Origin of the sequence: Variovorax sp. ZS18.2.2 (assembly GCF_024701975.1) — a bacterium.
GTDB lineage: Bacteria > Pseudomonadota > Gammaproteobacteria > Burkholderiales > Burkholderiaceae_C > Variovorax.
On record NZ_JANLNM010000003.1, the window covers coordinates 478,132 to 494,528 of the forward strand.

A 16,397-nucleotide genomic window follows, 5' to 3' on the forward strand; every position below is an offset into this window, starting at 1 on the left:
GGAATCTCCTCTAGAACAACTTCACACGCACCAGCAATTGCATGGCGAGCAACCCCAATACAAATCCTATGCCACCGTAGACGATGGTCTGGAGCAACCGATTGGTGCGCTTCTGCTCGGCCAGCAGCTCCAGCAGCTCGCGCCGGTTGTCGGCGGGCCGATTTTCAAGGAAATCGTGCAGCAGGCGGGGCAGTTGCGGCAGCAATTTCGCATAGCGCGGTGCTTCGGCCTTCAGCTGCTCGAACAGCTTCTTCGGGCCGATCTGGTCGACCATCCACTTTTCGAGGAAGGGCTTGGCGGTGTTCCAGAGGTCGAGGTCGGGGTCGATGTTGCGGCCCAGGCCCTCGATGTTGAGCAGGGTCTTCTGCAGCAGCACCAGCTGCGGCTGGATCTCGACGTGGAAACGGCGCGAGGTCTGGAACAGGCGCATCAACACCATGCCGAGCGACAGTTCTTTCAGCGGCCGGTCGAAGTACGGCTCGCAGACGGTACGGATCGCACCTTCCAGCTCGTCGATGCGGGTGCCTTCGGGCACCCAGCCGCTTTCAAGGTGCAGCTCGGCCACGCGCTTGTAGTCGCGCCGGAAGAAGGCCACGAAGTTCTGCGCGAGGTATTCCTTGTCCGACTCGGTCAGCGTGCCGATGATCCCGAAATCGAGCGAGATGTAGCGCCCGAAGGTCTCGGGCTCCAGGCTCACCTGGATGTTGCCGGGGTGCATGTCGGCGTGGAAGAAGCCGTCGCGAAACACCTGCGTGAAGAAGATCGTGACGCCGTCGCGCGCGAGCTTGGGAATGTCGACGCCGGCCGCGCGCAGGCGGTCCATCTGCGCAATGGGCACGCCGTTCATGCGCTCCATCACGATCACCTCGGGATGGCAGAAGTCCCAGAACATCTCCGGAATCAGCACCAGGTCGAGCTCGGCCATGTTGCGGCGCAACTGGGCCGCGTTGGCGGCTTCGCGCACCAGATCGAGCTCGTCGTGCAGGTACTTGTCGAACTCGCCGACCACCTCGCGCGGCTTCAGGCGCTTGCCGTCGGCCGAGAGGTTCTCGACCCAGCCGGCCATCATGGCCATGAGCGCCAGGTCCTTCTCGATCACGCCGCGCATGTTGGGGCGCAACACCTTGACGGCGACATCGCGCATCTCGCCCTGATTGGTGCGGATGGTCGCGAAGTGCACCTGCGCGATCGACGCGCTGGCGATCGGCGTCTCGTCGAACTGCACGAACACATCGCCCACCGGCCGGCGGAACGCGCGCTCGATGGTCGCGATGGCCACCGCCGAGGGGAACGGCGGCACGCGGTCCTGCAGGAAGGCGAGCTCGTCGGCGATGTCGGGCGGCAGCAGATCGCGCCGGGTCGACAGCACCTGGCCGAACTTCACGAAGATGGGGCCCAGGCGCTCGAGCGCCTCGCGCAGCCGCTGGCCGCGCGGCGCATCGAGGTTGCGTCCGATGGAGACGACACGGGCCACCACGCGCAGCCAGGGCTTCTGGAAGCTCGTGAGCACGAGCTCGTCCAGGCCGTAGCGCAGCGCGACCCAGACGATGAACAGGCCGCGGTAGAAGCGCCTCATTCGGCCTGGCCCGCCGAACCGCCGGCCTTGGCCGTGCGGTCGCCGACGAACTGGCGCAGCGCGGCGGCGACGCGCCGCACGCCATTGCCGAGGGTGTGGGCGGGCACGTCGCCGATCACGCGGGCGAGGTCGTCCTCGACGTCCCAGCGCACATGGTCGACCAGCCAGTTGACCTCGGCGGCGAGTTGCACGTCGCCGACGATCTGCACCGAGGGCTTGTCGCCGCGCAGCGTGGCGCGGGCGATCTCGAAGGGGGATTCGTCGGTGACGGTAAGGGTGAGTTCAGGTGTGGAACCTGCGGGTGCCAGGTCGAGCAGGCCGGCCGGCGTGGCCACCAGCTCCATGGTCACGAAGCGCCACTGGAAGCGCACCACCCTGCCCTGCTGCCGCAGCAGCCGCTGCTGGGCCTCGGGCTCCTGCTGCAGCACGTGATTGAGGAACAGGACCGCGCGGTGCTGGATCTCGTGAACCGCCCAGTCCGGCGGCTGGAGGCGCTCGCCGATGCGATTGAAGAGGTCGCCGAGAAAAGAAAAAGGGGACGATGGTGTGGCCATGTCCCCATTATCGTTTCTGTACGCGGCCCGGCGGCCGCGAACGTCGGTCGTTTACTGCAGTGCTTGCACGCCGGCGACCAACCAGCCGCCACCGCCGCTGGTCGGCTTGGTCATGTTCCAAACTTCGCGGAACGGACCCGGGCCTGCCGAGGCGTCCTCGCGGATCATGCCGGAGAACTCCACGCTCGCCATGTAGGCGTCGGGCAGCTCTTCGATGCCGAGCAGCTTGGCGTCGAGCATCACGACTTCGGTCTTGTTCGACGAACCACCGGTGTGGCTCGCACGGTCGGCCAGCTGCGTGCGGATTTCCTCGACCATCTCGTCGGTCATCATCGAGCGCAGCATCGACACGTCGGCGCGGTCCCATGCATCCTGCAGCGTCACGAAGTTGCGCTTGGCGGCGCCGAGGAAACCGTCGACGTCGAAGCCTGTGGGGATGCCCCAGGATTGCGAACCGCCGAGGGCAGAACCGATCATGCTGCCGCCCGCTGCAGCGCCTGCTGCCGAGAGGCTGCTGCCATGGCGATCACCGTCGGCCGGCGTCGCATCGAAGGCGGTTGCCGAACGCTCCCATGGGCGCGCCGAAGCATCGTTGCCCACATTGGCCGGGCTGTACTGCACCGGTGCGCTGGCGTTGGCGGGGTTGCCACCGGCGCCCTGGAAGGCGAAGCCGCCTTGACCGCTGGCACCATTCGAAGCAGCCGAGCGCGCCTTGAAGATGCGCCACACGGCGAACGCTGCAAAGATCAACAGGCCGATCAGCAGGATGTTGCCGAAGCCGGCGCCGAGGCCCAGCGAACTCGCGAGCCATGCGAGGCCCAGGCCGGCGGCGAGGCCACCGAGCATCGCGCCCCACGGACGCTTCGGCGCGGCGGCTGCGGGCGCGGGGGTCGCCGGCTTGGCGGCCGAGTTGGTCGCGTTCTGCTGCGCAGGTGCCGCTGGCGGCGTGGACTGGCGCTGCGTCACGTTGGACGACTGGCGGCCGAAGGACTTGCCGCCACCCACACGGGCGGCGTCTGCCTGCACGCTCACGAGCACCAACGCAGCTGCCAGAAACAAAGAACTCAAACTTTTCATGTCGTCTCCTCTAGAGCGAAAAATTCGCCTCATCAACACTTGATTCCAACATGGAGGGCAGCGATGCCACCCGTCATGTTGTGATAGTCCACATGTTCGAAACCGCCCTCTTTCATGAGGGTCTTGAGCTCCTCTTGCGAGGGATGCATGCGGATGGATTCGGCCAGGTAGCGATAGCTCGCGTCGTCGCCGGCCACGAGCTTGCCAAGGCGCGGCAGCACGTTGAAGGAGTACCAGTCGTAGGCCTTGGTGAGTGGCTTGGCGATCTTGGAGAACTCGAGCACCAGGAGCTTGCCGCGCGGCTTGAGCACGCGGTTCATTTCCTTGAGCGCGATGTCCTTGTGCGTCATGTTGCGAAGGCCGAAGGCCACGGTCACGACATCGAAATGGTCATCGGGAAACGGCAGCTTCTCGGCATCGCAGACCAGCGTGGGCAGCGCGACGCCGGCATCGAGCAGGCGGTCGCGGCCGGTGCTCAGCATGGCTTCGTTGATGTCGGTGTGGACCACCTGGCCGGTGGCGCCGACCTTCTTCGAGAAGGCGAGCGCGAGGTCGCCGGTGCCGCCCGCGATATCGAGCACGCGCGAGCCTTCGCCCACGTTCGCCACCATCACGGTGTAGGCCTTCCACGCGCGGTGCAGGCCCACCGACATCAGGTCGTTCATGACGTCGTAGCGCGAGGCCACCGAGTCGAAGACGCCACGGACTCGTTGCGCCTTCTCGCTTTCGTCGACTTTCTCGAAGCCGAAGTGGGTTGTACTCATGCAACCGATGTTAGGCCGGAAGCCTACACATCAAGCCGACGACCCCGCACCCACGGCGGGCATTTGTTGCTTTTTCTTCAAATGAAGAGACGCTGCAGCGCGCGTGCCTGCTGCCTGCAGGGCTATCGTTTCAATAGCACCGGGAGATTTGAAAGCATCAGTGGCTGCTGCACGAAGGGCCGCTCTTGTCGATCATCGGCGCATCGCGGTCGATACCCGCTTCGGCCAGCCGGCGCTCGTACTGCGCCCACAGATCGGCCTGGTTCGCGCCGAGTTCGTAGAGCAGGTCCCACGAGTAGATGCCGGTGTTGTGGCCATCGCTGAAGGTCGGCTGCACGGCGTAGTTGCCGACGGGTTCGAGGTCGGCCAGCTCCACATCGCGCTTGCCCGTCTGCAGCACTTCCTGGCCCGGGCCGTGGCCCTGCACTTCGGCCGAGGGCGAGTAGATGCGCATCAACTCGAACGGAATGCGGAAGTTCGCGCCATCCGAGAAACCCACTTCGAGCACACGCGACTGGCCGTGCACGGTGATCGATTGCGGCGTCGGTGCGCCCGGTTTCAAGCCTGCCATGGGTGTTCCGTTCGGAAAAATTCTCGGAGGCGCGAAGTATGCCGCGCGGTTGCGCTCTCGCGCGTCACATGCTCCGAATACCAGCGCTTAGCATCGCGGCATGCAGACACGTCAACGCCATCGACCATCTCGCCCGAACTGGGCAGCACTTGCCCTCTGCGCCGCACTGGCAGCGGGCTCCGTCATGCCGGCGCATGCCTTCTGGGGCCTGCTCGGCAAGGCGGCAGGCAAGGCCGCAACCGCGGGCAAGGCAGCGGGTACGGCTGGCAAGGGTGCGGCGGTAGGTGCAGGCGCCGTCGCAGCGGAGAGCGCAACCGGCGTGGCAGGCGTTGCCGGCAAAGGTGCCGCAGCACTGGGCGACGATGCGGCGCATGCCGCGCAACTGGGACCGCGGGGCGCAGGCGTCGGCCATGAATTCAGCACCGTGAACGCCGCGCTGCCACCGGAGGTCGCGGCCTATCTCGCAAAGCCGGTGAAGGACCTGACACCCAGGGACACCTCGCAAATGATGGACAGCTATCGCCAGATGGTCGAACGCGCAGGCAAAAGCGGCGACTTCACCGCGGTCGAGCGACTGCCCACCTCGGCAGGCACGGGCCGCTCGCTGCCGGTGACCGAGACGGCCAAGCCGGCCACGTCCGCACCCAAGACCGAGGCATCGACTTCATCGACGAGCGTGCCGTCTGCCTTGCCCATCCACGCACTGCGTGTGCTGGCCCACGCATCGCACGCGGGCAACCGCGAGGCACAGGCCGAACTGGATCGTGTGTGCCGCGATGGCAGCGTCGCATCGAAGCGCTTCTCGAAGGAGATGCGCGCCACGCCGGAATTCAAGGAGACCTGCGCGAACCGCAAGTTGGCGACAACGCGCACGGCCTCCGCGCGCTGAGCGCGGGCCGCCTCGCGTCAGCTCAGCCCTGCAGCAGCGCCAGCCGGCGGACCATCTCGGCCTCAAGCTCCGGCAGCAAGGCCTGCAGATCCGCCACGCGATCGACCGGCGCCGCGCGCTGCGCCGCAGCCCAGAACGGCGCGGGAAAGTGACTGTCCCAGTCGAAGCGCGCGATCACGTGCCAGTGCAGGTGCGGCACCATGTTGCCGAGCGCGGCGAGGTTGATCTTCGTAGGCTTCAGCTGCTCGCGCAGGCATTGCTCGACCGCCGTCACCGCTTCCATGCACAGCACGCGGTCCGCGGCATCGAGATCGGAAAACTCCGGTGCATGGTCGCGCCAGATCACGCGGTAGAAGCCCGGAAAGCCCGCCTCCTCCGCGTGGATCACGCGCAGCTTCGCGTCCTCGAAGACGACACGGCCGCCGGGGCCATCGCAGAAGGGGCAGCCCTGTTGCACCGTCATACCAGCACCCGTTCGATGCCGCCCTGATTGGCGGCCGCCACGTAGTTCGGCATCCAGTCGTCGCCCAGGATCTTGTTGGCCATCTCGACCACGATGTAGTCGGCTTCGAGCAGCCCGTTGTTCAGGTCATTGCCGTAGCGCGAGAGGCCCTGCAGGCAGCTCGGGCAGCTGGTGAGGATCTTCACGTTTTCCTTGGCGCCGACAGCGCCGCTCTCGCGCAATTCGGCCTCGCCCTTCTTCAACTCTTCTTCCTTGCGAAAGCGGATCTGCGTCGAGATGTCGGGCCGCGACACGCCCAGCGTGCCCGACTCGCCGCAGCAGCGGTCGTTCTTGAGCACGTTGTCGCCAACCAGCGCCTTCACGGTCTTCATCGGGTCCTGCAGCTTCATCGGTGAATGGCAGGGGTCGTGATAGAGGTAGCCGCCACCGCCCGCATCACCGAGCGTGATGCCTTTCTCGAGCAGGTACTCGTGGATGTCGATGATCCGGCAGCCCGGGAAGATCTTGTCGAACTGGTAGCCCTGCAGTTGGTCGTAGCAGGTGCCGCAGCTCACCACCACCGTCTTGATGTCCAGGTAGTTGAGCGTGTTGGCCACGCGGTGGAAGAGCACGCGGTTGTCCGTGATCATCTTCTCGGCCTTGTCGAACTGGCCGCTGCCGCGTTGCGGATAGCCGCAGCACAGGTACCCCGGCGGCAGCACCGTCTGCACGCCCGCATGCCAGAGCATTGCCTGCGTGGCGAGGCCGACCTGCGAGAACAGGCGCTCCGAACCGCATCCCGGAAAGTAGAAGACCGCCTCGGTTTCGGAGGTGGTCGTCTTCGGGTCGCGAATGATCGGCACGTAGTCTGCGTCCTCGATGTCGAGCAGCGCGCGTGCCGTCTTCTTCGGCAGGTTGCCAGGCATCTTCTTGTTGATGAAGTGGATCACCTGCTCCTTGAGCGGCGCCACGCCCAGCGTGGCCGGCGGCGCGGCAGTCTGCTTCTTCGCCAGGCCGCGCAGCAGGTCGTTGGCCAGGCGCTGCGCCTTGAAGCCAATGCCCACCATGCCCGCGCGCACCGCCTTGATGGTCTGCGGATTGGTCGCGTTGAGGAAGAACATCGCGGCCACATTGCCGGGGCGGAAGCTCTTCTGGCCCATCTTGCGCAGCAGGTTGCGCATGTTCATCGACACATCGCCGAAGTCGATCTTCACGGGGCAGGGCGTCAGGCACTTGTGGCACACGGTGCAGTGGTCGGCCACGTCCTCGAACTCTTCCCAGTGCTTGATGCTGATGCCGCGCCGGGTCTGCTCTTCATAGAGGAAGGCCTCCACCAGCAGCGAGGTCGCAAGGATCTTGTTGCGCGGGCTGTAGAGCAGGTTGGCGCGCGGCACATGGGTGGCGCACACCGGCTTGCACTTGCCGCAGCGCAGACAGTCCTTCACGCTGTCGGCGATGGCGCCAATGTCGCTCTGCTGCATGATCAGCGACTCGTGCCCCATGAGGCCGAAGCTCGGCGTGTAGGCGTTGGTCAAGTCCGCGTGCAGCGTGACCGCTTCGCCCGCCGGAGCGCGCAACAGCTTGCCCTTGTTGAAGCGGCCTTCGGGGTCGACCCGGGCCTTGTATTCGGTGAAGGGGCGCAGCTCTTCGTCGCTGAGGAATTCGAGCTTGGTGATACCGATGCCGTGCTCGCCCGAGATCACGCCGTCGAGGCTGCGCGCCAGCGCCATGATGCGCACCACCGCGGCATGCGCGGTCTGCAGCATGTCGTAGTTGTCGCTGTTCACGGGGATGTTGGTGTGCACGTTGCCGTCGCCCGCGTGCATGTGCAGCGCGACCCACACGCGGCCCTTGAGCACACGCTTGTGGATCGCAGTGCATTCGGCCAGGATCGGCGCGAACTCGGCACCCGAGAAAATCTCCTGCAGCGGCTGGCGCAGCTGCGTCTTCCAGCTCGCGCGGAGGCTGTGGTCCTGCAATTGCGGGAACAGCGCATCGACGTTCTGCAGCCAGCCGGCCCAGAGCGCGCGCACTTCATGCACCAGCGTCACGGCCTGCGCCACGCGGTCTTCCAGCAACTCGGCGGCCGGGATCTCGTGCGCGTCGTCGGTCTTGCCCAGCGGCAGGTTGCCGCGCGCGAGGAAGGTTTCGAGCTCGTCGGTCAACGCGAGCTTGTTCTGCAGCGACAACTCGATGTTGATGCGCTCGATGCCGTCGCTGTACTCGGCCATGCGCGGCAGCGGGATCACTACGTCTTCGTTGATCTTGAAGGCGTTGGTGTGCTTGCTGATGGCGGCCGTGCGCTTGCGGTCGAGCCAGAATTTCTTGCGCGCTTCGGGACTGATGGCGATGAAGCCTTCGCCGCTGCGCGAGTTGGCGATGCGCACCACCTCAGAAGTGACGCGCGCCACCGCATCGGCGTCGTCGCCCGCGATGTCGCCGAACAGCACCATCTTCGGCAGGCCGCCGTGCTTCTTCGACTTGGTGGCGTAACCCACAGCCTTCAGGTAACGGTCGTCGAGGTGCTCCAGGCCGGCCAGCAGCACGCCCGAGCGCTTCTGCTCGGCGAACATGAAGTCCTTGATCTCGACGATGCTGGGCACCGCGTCCTTCGCGTTGCCGAAGAACTCGAGGCACACGGTGCGCGTGTGCGAGGGCATCTTGTGCACCACCCAGCGGCAGCTGGTGATGAGGCCATCACAGCCCTCTTTCTGGATGCCCGGCAGGCCCGAGAGGAACTTGTCGGTCACGTCCTTGCCGAGGCCTTCCTTGCGGAAGGTCTTGCCAGGGATGTCGAGGCGTTCGGTGCGCAGCTTGGTCTTGCCGTCGGCGGCGTAGTACTGCAGCTCGAACAGGGCCGTCTCGGCGTCGTGGATCTTGCCCAGGTTGTGGCCGATGCGCGTGACTTCGAGCCATTCGGCCTGCGGCGTGACCATGCGCCACGAGGCGAGGTTGTCCAGCGCCGTGCCCCAGAGCACGGCCTTCTTGCCGCCAGCGTTCATCGCGACGTTGCCGCCGACGCACGACGCCTCGGCGGAGGTCGGATCAACCGCGAACACGAAGCCCGCGCGCTCGGCCGCATCGGCCACGCGCTGCGTGACAACGCCGGCTTCGGTCCAGATAGTCGGCACGGGGTGGTCGAGACCGGGCAGCGGCATGTGCTCGACCTCCGTCATCGCCTCGAGCTTCTCGGTGTTGATGACGACGCTGTTCCAGGTGAGCGGGATCGCACCGCCGGTGTAGCCGGTGCCGCCCCCGCGCGGGATGATCGTCAGACCCAACTCGATGCAGCCCTTCACCAGCAGCGCCATCTCGGCCTCGGTGTCGGGGCACAGCACGACGAAGGGGTACTCCACGCGCCAGTCGGTCGCATCGGTCACGTGCGACACGCGGGAGAGCCCGTCGAACTTGATGTTGTCCTTGGCGGTGAGCCGGCCCAGCACGCGCGTGGCCTTGCGGCGCAGGGCCGCGACGTCGCGGAACTTGGTGTCGAAGGCCGCGACCGCGTCGCCGACCAGCGCGGTGAGCTCGCCGACCAGTTGGTCGCGCGGCATGTCGCTGTCGGGGGTGCGGCGCTTCTGGACTTCGGTCAACCGGTGCTTGAGCGCCTCGACCAGTTGGCCGCGGCGGCGCGGATTGTCCAACAGGTCGTCGACGAGGTAGGGGTTGCGCTGCACCACCCAGATGTCGCCCAGCACCTCGTAGAGCATGCGCGCCGATCGGCCGGTGCGGCGCTCGGCGCGCAGGGTCTGGAGCAGTTCCCAGCCACGTTCGCCCAGCAGGCGAATCACGATCTCGCGATCGGAGAAGCTGGTGTAGTTGTACGGGATCTCGCGCAGTCGGACAGGCTCTGCGGCCTGTGCCAACAGCGTATTCAACGCGGTCGGAGCATTCATCGGGTGGGGCGCCTCGGCCGGGTGCTGCGCACCCATAGCCGGGCTGGGGATTTTAGGACAGGGCTTGGGGTCTTGCCTCGTGGTGCACCCGTTGTCCTTGTGCTAAGCGCCGGCCCCGACCGTTACCCGCCCCCCCGCTCAACCTATTCAGAACAGCACGCGGCTGCGAATCGTCCCGTTCACCTTCGCCAGCTTCTCCAGCGCCAGGTCCGAAGAGGCGGCGTCGATGTCCGTCACCACATACCCAACCTTCTCGTTCGTCTGCAGGAACTGCGAGGAGATGTTGATGTGGTTGTCCGAGAAGATCTTGTTGATCTCCGACAGCACGCCCGGCACGTTGCGGTGCACATGCAGCAGCCGGTGCTTGCCCGGATGCGCGGGCAGCGCCACCTCGGGGAAGTTGACCGAGGAAGTCGAGGTGCCGTTGTCGCTGTACTTCACCAGCTTCTCGGCCACTTCGAGCCCGATGTTGGCCTGCGCCTCCATCGTCGAGCCGCCGATGTGCGGCGTCAGGATCACGTTGTCGAGGCCACGCAGGGGCGACAGGAACTCGTCCTTGTTGCTGCGCGGCTCCACCGGGAACACATCGATCGCGGCGCCCAGGAGCTTCTTTTCCTTCAGCGCGCCGGCCAGCGCGTCGATCTCGACCACGGTGCCGCGCGAGGCGTTGATGAGGATCGAGCCCGGCTTCATCGCAGCGATCTCGGCCGCGCCGATCATCCATTGCGTCGCCTGCGTCTCGGGCACGTGCAGCGTCACGATGTCGCTCTGGCCCAGCAGCTGGTGCAGGTCGCGCACCTGGCGCGCATTGCCCAGCGGCAGCTTGGTGACCACGTCGAAGAACGCCACATGCATGCCCAGCGCCTCGGCCAGCACCGACAGCTGCGCGCCGATCGAGCCGTAGCCCACGATGCCCAGCGTCTTGCCGCGGATCTCGAACGCGTTGTCGGCCGACTTGAGCCAGCCGCCGCGGTGCGCCACCGCGCTCTTCTCGGGCACGCCGCGCAGCAGCAGGATCGCTTCGGCCAGCACCAGCTCGGCCACCGAGCGCGTATTCGAATAGGGGGCGTTGAACACCGCCACGCCATGTTCGCGGGCGGCCTCCAGGTCGACCTGGTTGGTGCCGATGCAGAAGCACCCGGCGGCCACCAGCTTGTGGGCCGCGGCGAACACCTCGGCGGTCAGTTGCGTGCGCGAACGGATGCCCAGGAAGTGAACGTCGGCGATCTTGGCCTTGAGCTCGGCGTCGGGCAAGGCGCCCGGCAGCGACTCGATGTTGGTGTAGCCGGCGGCGCGCAGCACCTCCACGGCCGAAGGGTGGATGCCCTCGAGCAAGAGGAACTTGATCCTGCTTTTGTCGAGGGAGGTTTTGCTGCTCATGGCGGTCTCGCTGAGGCCCCGGCCACGGCGACAAGCTAGGCCAAAAAAGGGAGGGCGATGCTAGCATGGTGCAGCGCAGCAAGCAGGCGCTCCAGGGCGCGCCACGGCGCCCAAGGGGGTTTACCCGGGTTTCTTGTTCTGTGTACTCCGTGCGACAAACACCGCCGCAGAACCGTCATGCATGTAACCTAATATCGCTGGTTTACTTTTTCCCTACAGGAGTCCTATGCGCTTCAAGACGCTTGCCCTCGCCTCGGCGTTGGCCACCCTGCTGGCTGTGCCAGCCCTCGCCCAAGCCCAGACGGAAATCCAGTGGTGGCACTCGATGGACGGCGCCCTCAACGACTGGGTCAACGACCTGGCCAAGCAATTCAACGAAAGCCAGAAGGACTACAAGGTCGTGCCGACCTACAAGGGCGAGTACGACCAGTCGATGGCCGCCGGCATCGCGGCTTACCGCTCGGGCAATGCGCCCGACATCCTGCAGGTGTTCGAAGTGGGCACCGCCACCATGATGTACTCCAAGGGCGCCATCAAGCCCGTGGCCGACGTCATGAAGGAAGGCGGCCAGAAGTTCGACCCGAAGGCCTACATTCCCGCAGTGGCCGGCTACTACACGGCCCCGAACGGCCAGATGCTGTCGTTCCCGTTCAACAGCTCGACCACGGTGTTCTATTACAACAAGGACGCCTTCAAGAACGCCGGCCTCGATCCTGAAAAGGCCCCCGTCACCTGGCCCGAAGTGATCTCGGCCGCCGCCAAGCTCAAGGCGAGCGGCAGCCAGTGTCCGTTCACGACTTCGTGGATGAGCTGGGCCCAGCTCGAGAGCTTCTCGGCCTGGCACAACACCTCGTACGCCACCAAGAACAACGGCTTCGGCGGCCTCGACGCCCGCCTGGAATTCAACTCGCCGCTGCACGTTCGCCACTTCGAGAACCTGTCCAACATGTCCAAGCAGGGCCTGTTCGTCTACAAGGGCCGCGCCAGCAAGCCGATCACCTCGTTCACCTCGGGTGAATGCGCGATGTTCATCGGCTCGTCGGGCAGCTACGCCAGCGTCAAGCGCGACGCCAAATTCAAGTTCGCCGAATCGGCGCTGCCGTACTACCCGGACGTGCAGGGCGCGCCGCAGAACACCATCGTCGGCGGCGCCAGCCTGTGGGTGATGTCGGGCAAGTCGGCCGACCGCTACAAGGGCGTGGCCGCGTTCTTCACCTTCCTGTCGAGCCCGAAGGTGCAGTCGGAAAGCCACATGCGCACCGGCTACCTGCCGATCACCACGGCCGCCTACGAGCTGACCGAGAAGACCGGTTTCTATAAGGAGAACCCGGGCACCGACGTCGCCGTGAACCAGATGATCAAGAAGACCACCGACAAGTCGCGTGGCGTGCGCCTGGGCAATCTGCCGCAGATCCGCGCCATCGAGGACGAGGAAACCGAACTGATCTGGACCGGCAAGAAGACGCCCAAGGAAGCGCTGGACAGCGCGGTCAAGCGCGGCAACGAACTGCTCGTGAAGTTCCAGGCCGCGAACAAGTAAGCTCTGCACCCCGGATGGCCGCAGCGGACCCCTGTTCGCCGCGGCCCAGCCCCGAAGAAACGCAAGCAAGCCAGCCTGTCCCGTGCAGCGCTGGCTGTTTGCTTATTAGTGTGTCTGTGACCTGAGCGCTCCCTCATGGAAAAACGCGTCCTCTTCCGTTCGAACTGGCTCCCCTGGGCGCTGCTGGCGCCGCAGTTGCTCGTCGTTGCTGTCTTCTTCTTCTGGCCGGCCGGCCAGGCGCTGGTGCAGTCGCTGCAGCAGCAGGATGCCTTCGGCAACTCGATCACCTGGGTGGGCCTGGACAACTTCAGGACGCTGTGGAACGACAGCACCTACATGGCCTCGTTCCAGACCACCATCGTCTTCTCGGCGCTGGTGACGGTGCTGGGCCTGGGCATCGCACTGGTGCTGGCGGTGTTCGCCGACCGCGTGGTGCGCGGCTCGCGCTTCTACCGCAGCGTGCTGATCCTGCCGTACGCGGTGGCGCCGGTCGTCACCGGCCTCTTGTGGTCGTTCATGTTCTCCTCGTCGATCGGCATCGTGGCCTACTGGCTCAAGAAGATGGGCTTCAGCTGGAACCACCTGCTCAACGGCAACGACGCCATGGCGCTGGTCGTGATGGCCGCCGTCTGGAAGCAGATCTCCTACAACTTCCTGTTCTTCCTCGCGGGCCTGCAGTCGATCCCGAAATCGCTGATCGAGGCGGCCGCCATCGACGGCGCGCGCCCGATGCGCCGCTTCTGGACCATCCAGTTCCCGCTGCTCACGCCCACCACCTTCTTCCTGCTGGTGATCAACATGGTGTACGCCTTCTTCGACACCTTCGCGATCATCGACGCCACCACACAGGGCGGCCCCGGCAAGGAAACCGCCACGCTGGTCTACCGCGTGTACTTCGACGGTTTCCGCGGCATGGACTTCGGCGGCGCCGCCGCGCAGTCGGTGGTGCTGATGGTCATCGTCATCGGGCTGACGGTGCTGCAGTTCCGCTACGTCGAGAAAAAGGTCCAGTACTGATGGCCGCCCCGATGCAACTCCCCCTTGCCCTCTCCCGCGCCATGGAGGCCCGCCATGGTTGAGCGCCGCCCGTCCCTCGGCATCCTCGCGCACGCGATCATGATCGTCGGCGCGCTGCTGGTGATCTTCCCGATCTACCTGGCCTTCGTCGCCTCGACGCACACGCCGCAGGAAATCATGCAGGCGCCCATGCCGATCCTGCCCGGCAGCAACTTCTGGGAAACCTACAAGGCGGCCCTGACCGGCGGCGGGCGCACCAGCGCCAACGTGTCGGTGGCCCGCATGATCTGGGTCAGCTCGGTCATCACCTTCATCATCACCTTCGGCAAGATCAGCATCTCGCTGCTGTCGGCCTTCGCGGTGGTGTATTTCCGTTTTCCGCTGCGCAGCCTCTGCTTCTGGCTGATCTTCATCACGCTGATGCTGCCGGTCGAAGTGCGCATCGGGCCGACCTACCAGGTGGTGGCGAGCCTGGGCATGATCAACACCTACGCCGGGCTCTCGGTGCCGCTGATCGCCTCGGCCACGGCCACCTTCCTGTTCCGGCAGTTTTTCCTCACGGTGCCCGACGAGCTGGTGGAAGCCGCACGCGTCGACGGCGCGGGCCCGATGCGCTTCTTCAAGGACATCCTGCTGCCCCTGTCGAAGACCAGCATCGCGGCCCTGTTCGTGATCCAGTTCATCTACGGCTGGAACCAGTACCTCTGGCCGCTGATCGGCGCCACCAGCGAGGACATGTACCCGATCGTCGTCGGCATCAAGGCGATGATCGGCAACGGCGAATCCCCGGTGGACTGGAACGTGGTGATGGCGACCGCCGTGCTGGCCATGCTGCCGCCCGCGGTGGTGGTGGTCCTGATGCAGAAATGGTTCGTCAAGGGCCTGGTCGATACCGACAAATAAAACGCTGAACGAAAAATGGCTGCTCTCTCTCTACGCAACGTCATCAAGCGCTACGGCCACGGGCCGAAGGTCAACCAGGTCATCCACGGCGTGAGCGCCGAGATCGCCGACCGCGAATTCATCGTCATCGTCGGTCCCTCGGGCTGCGGCAAGTCGACGCTGCTGCGCATGGTGGCCGGGCTCGAGGAAGTCTCGGCCGGCGAAATCGCCATCGGCAACAAGGTGGTGAACAACCTCGAGCCGTCCGAGCGCGACATCGCCATGGTGTTCCAGAACTACGCGCTCTACCCGCACATGACGGTGTTCAACAACATGGCCTACGGGCTGAAGATCCTCAAGGTGCCGGTGCCCGAGATCAAGGTGCGCGTCGACAAGGCCGCCAAGATCCTCGAACTGGGTCACCTGCTCGAGCGCAAGCCCCGCGAGCTCTCCGGCGGCCAGCGCCAGCGCGTGGCCATGGGCCGCGCGATCGTGCGGCAGCCTCAGGTGTTCCTGTTCGACGAACCGCTGTCGAACCTCGACGCCAAGCTGCGCGCGCAGACCCGCCTCGAAATCCAGAAGCTGCACCGCGAGCTGGGCATTACCTCGCTCTTCGTCACGCACGACCAGATCGAGGCGATGACGCTGGCGCAGCGCATCATCGTGATGAACGGCGGCGTGATGGACCAGTTTGCGACGCCCGAGGAGGTGTACAACCGCCCCGCCACCACTTTCGTGGCGAGTTTCATCGGCTCGCCGCCGATGAACCTGCTCAAGCACGCACCGGGCGTGCGCGCGGGCCAGATCCTGGGCATCCGCCCCGAGCACATGAAGCTCGACGAAAGCGGCTGGACGGTGCAGGTCGAGCAGGTCGAACTGCTGGGCGCCGAGCGCCTGGTGTACGGCCGCATCGGCGACGAGCAGATCATCATGCGCACCGACGAAGGCGATCACCCGCCGGTGGCCGGCGACACGGTGAAGATCGCCGCCCGCGAAGACAAGCTGCACTGGTTCGACGCCGGATCGGGCAAGCGGGCAGATTGAGCGATGGCCGAACGCAGCCCCTGGCCCTACCCCCGCTGGGTCGCGCATCGCGGCGCCGGCAAGCTCGCTCCTGAAAACACGCTCGCCGCCTTCCGCTTCGGCGCGGCGCATGGCTACCGCATGTTCGAGTGCGACGCGAAGCTGAGCGCCGACGGCGTGCCCTTCCTGATGCACGACGCCACGCTCGATCGCACCACCAACGGCCACGGCATCGGCGGCCAGCAACCCTGGAGCGCGCTGGCGCAGCTCGACGCGGGCGGCTGGCATTCGCGCGCCTTCGCGGGCGAGCCGCTGCCCACGCTGGAGAACCTGGCCCGTTTCTGCCTGGTCAACGGCTACCTGCTCAACATCGAGATCAAGCCGACGCCTGGCACCGAGCGCGAGACTGGTGAGGTCGTAGCGCGCGAAGCGGCGCGCCTCTGGCAGGGCGCGGCAATTGCGCCGTTGCTCACCTCGTTCCAGGTCGAATCGCTCGAGGGTGCGGCTGCCGCGCAGCCCGAGTTGCCGCGCGGCCTCCTGCTCGACACGCTCCGCAGCGGCTGGCTCGATACCGCACGCGATCTCGGCTGCCGGGCCATCGTCTGCAACCACGCGCTATGGGACACCGCCACCGTCGCGCAGGTGCACGGCGCGGGCATGCGCTCGCTGAGCTACACCGTCAACGACGACTGGGCCGCGCAGCGGCTCATCGACCTGGGCACCGACGGCATCATCACGGACCGGGTCGACCTGTTCAGCCCCGCTGGCTGAGCCTCGCGGCGCTTA

Annotated in this window: 14 protein-coding genes; 6 read left to right on the plus strand and 8 right to left on the minus strand. The window is 65.8% G+C overall.

Annotated features, from left to right (window positions below):
- Positions 1-10 precede the first annotated feature (10 nt).
- From ubiB to NU688_RS16130, 5 genes are all read right to left on the minus strand, one after another.
- Positions 11-1,576, minus strand: coding sequence for a ubiquinone biosynthesis regulatory protein kinase UbiB (gene ubiB / locus NU688_RS16110; protein WP_257861698.1), 1,566 nt, complete (start codon positions 1,574-1,576; stop codon positions 11-13).
- Positions 1,573-2,130, minus strand: coding sequence for an SCP2 domain-containing protein (locus tag NU688_RS16115; RefSeq protein ID WP_257861700.1), 558 nt, complete (start codon positions 2,128-2,130; stop codon positions 1,573-1,575). The genes ubiB and NU688_RS16115 overlap by 4 nt, the downstream gene beginning before the upstream one ends.
- 51 nt (positions 2,131-2,181) lie before the next feature.
- The gene (locus NU688_RS16120; RefSeq protein WP_257861701.1) at positions 2,182-3,207 is read right to left on the minus strand and encodes a Tim44 domain-containing protein; all 1,026 of its coding nucleotides are present in this window, start codon (positions 3,205-3,207) and stop codon (positions 2,182-2,184) included.
- A 32-nt stretch (positions 3,208-3,239) separates the two neighbouring features.
- Entirely contained in the window at positions 3,240-3,971 is a 732-nt protein-coding gene (gene ubiE / locus NU688_RS16125) for a bifunctional demethylmenaquinone methyltransferase/2-methoxy-6-polyprenyl-1,4-benzoquinol methylase UbiE (protein WP_257861703.1), read from the minus strand.
- A gap of 157 nt (positions 3,972-4,128) precedes the next feature.
- Positions 4,129-4,542 carry a DUF971 domain-containing protein gene (locus tag NU688_RS16130; RefSeq protein ID WP_257861704.1) on the minus strand — a complete coding sequence of 138 codons (414 nt, stop codon included), beginning with the start codon at positions 4,540-4,542 and terminating at the stop codon, positions 4,129-4,131.
- Between the two features lie 100 nt (positions 4,543-4,642).
- Between NU688_RS16130 and NU688_RS16135 the strand changes: the two genes are divergently transcribed.
- Entirely contained in the window at positions 4,643-5,431 is a 789-nt protein-coding gene (locus NU688_RS16135; protein WP_257861705.1) for a hypothetical protein, read from the plus strand.
- 22 nt (positions 5,432-5,453) lie between these two features.
- Here NU688_RS16135 and NU688_RS16140 read toward each other — a convergent pair whose 3' ends face one another.
- The 3 genes from NU688_RS16140 to serA all read right to left on the minus strand — a co-directional run bounded on the left by NU688_RS16140 (position 5,454) and on the right by serA (position 11,149).
- On the minus strand, positions 5,454-5,894 hold the full coding sequence (locus NU688_RS16140; protein ID WP_257861706.1) for an HIT family protein: 441 nt from the start codon (positions 5,892-5,894) through the stop codon (positions 5,454-5,456).
- A complete protein-coding gene (locus NU688_RS16145) occupies positions 5,891-9,769 on the minus strand; it encodes an FAD/FMN-binding oxidoreductase (RefSeq protein ID WP_257861708.1) in 3,879 nt (1,292 codons plus the stop codon). Before NU688_RS16145 ends, NU688_RS16140 begins: the two co-directional genes overlap by 4 nt.
- Positions 9,770-9,916: 147 nt before the next feature.
- Entirely contained in the window at positions 9,917-11,149 is a 1,233-nt protein-coding gene (gene serA / locus NU688_RS16150) for a phosphoglycerate dehydrogenase (RefSeq protein WP_257861710.1), read from the minus strand.
- 226 nt (positions 11,150-11,375) lie between these two features.
- Here serA and ugpB point away from each other — a divergent pair, with 226 nt between their 5' ends.
- From ugpB to ugpQ, 5 genes are all read left to right on the plus strand, one after another.
- Entirely contained in the window at positions 11,376-12,689 is a 1,314-nt protein-coding gene (gene ugpB / locus NU688_RS16155) for a sn-glycerol-3-phosphate ABC transporter substrate-binding protein UgpB (RefSeq protein WP_257861712.1), read from the plus strand.
- 135 nt (positions 12,690-12,824) lie between these two features.
- Positions 12,825-13,706: a sn-glycerol-3-phosphate ABC transporter permease UgpA gene (gene ugpA, locus NU688_RS16160; RefSeq protein WP_257861714.1), complete on the plus strand. Its 882-nt coding sequence runs from the start codon at positions 12,825-12,827 to the stop codon at positions 13,704-13,706.
- A 54-nt stretch (positions 13,707-13,760) separates the two neighbouring features.
- The gene (ugpE, locus tag NU688_RS16165) at positions 13,761-14,609 is read left to right on the plus strand and encodes a sn-glycerol-3-phosphate ABC transporter permease UgpE (protein ID WP_257861715.1); all 849 of its coding nucleotides are present in this window, start codon (positions 13,761-13,763) and stop codon (positions 14,607-14,609) included.
- A gap of 15 nt (positions 14,610-14,624) precedes the next feature.
- On the plus strand, positions 14,625-15,632 hold the full coding sequence (gene ugpC / locus NU688_RS16170) for a sn-glycerol-3-phosphate ABC transporter ATP-binding protein UgpC (RefSeq protein WP_257861716.1): 1,008 nt from the start codon (positions 14,625-14,627) through the stop codon (positions 15,630-15,632).
- 3 nt (positions 15,633-15,635) lie between these two features.
- The gene (ugpQ, locus tag NU688_RS16175) at positions 15,636-16,382 is read left to right on the plus strand and encodes a glycerophosphodiester phosphodiesterase (RefSeq protein WP_257861717.1); all 747 of its coding nucleotides are present in this window, start codon (positions 15,636-15,638) and stop codon (positions 16,380-16,382) included.
- The last annotated feature ends 15 nt before the right edge of the window (positions 16,383-16,397 follow it).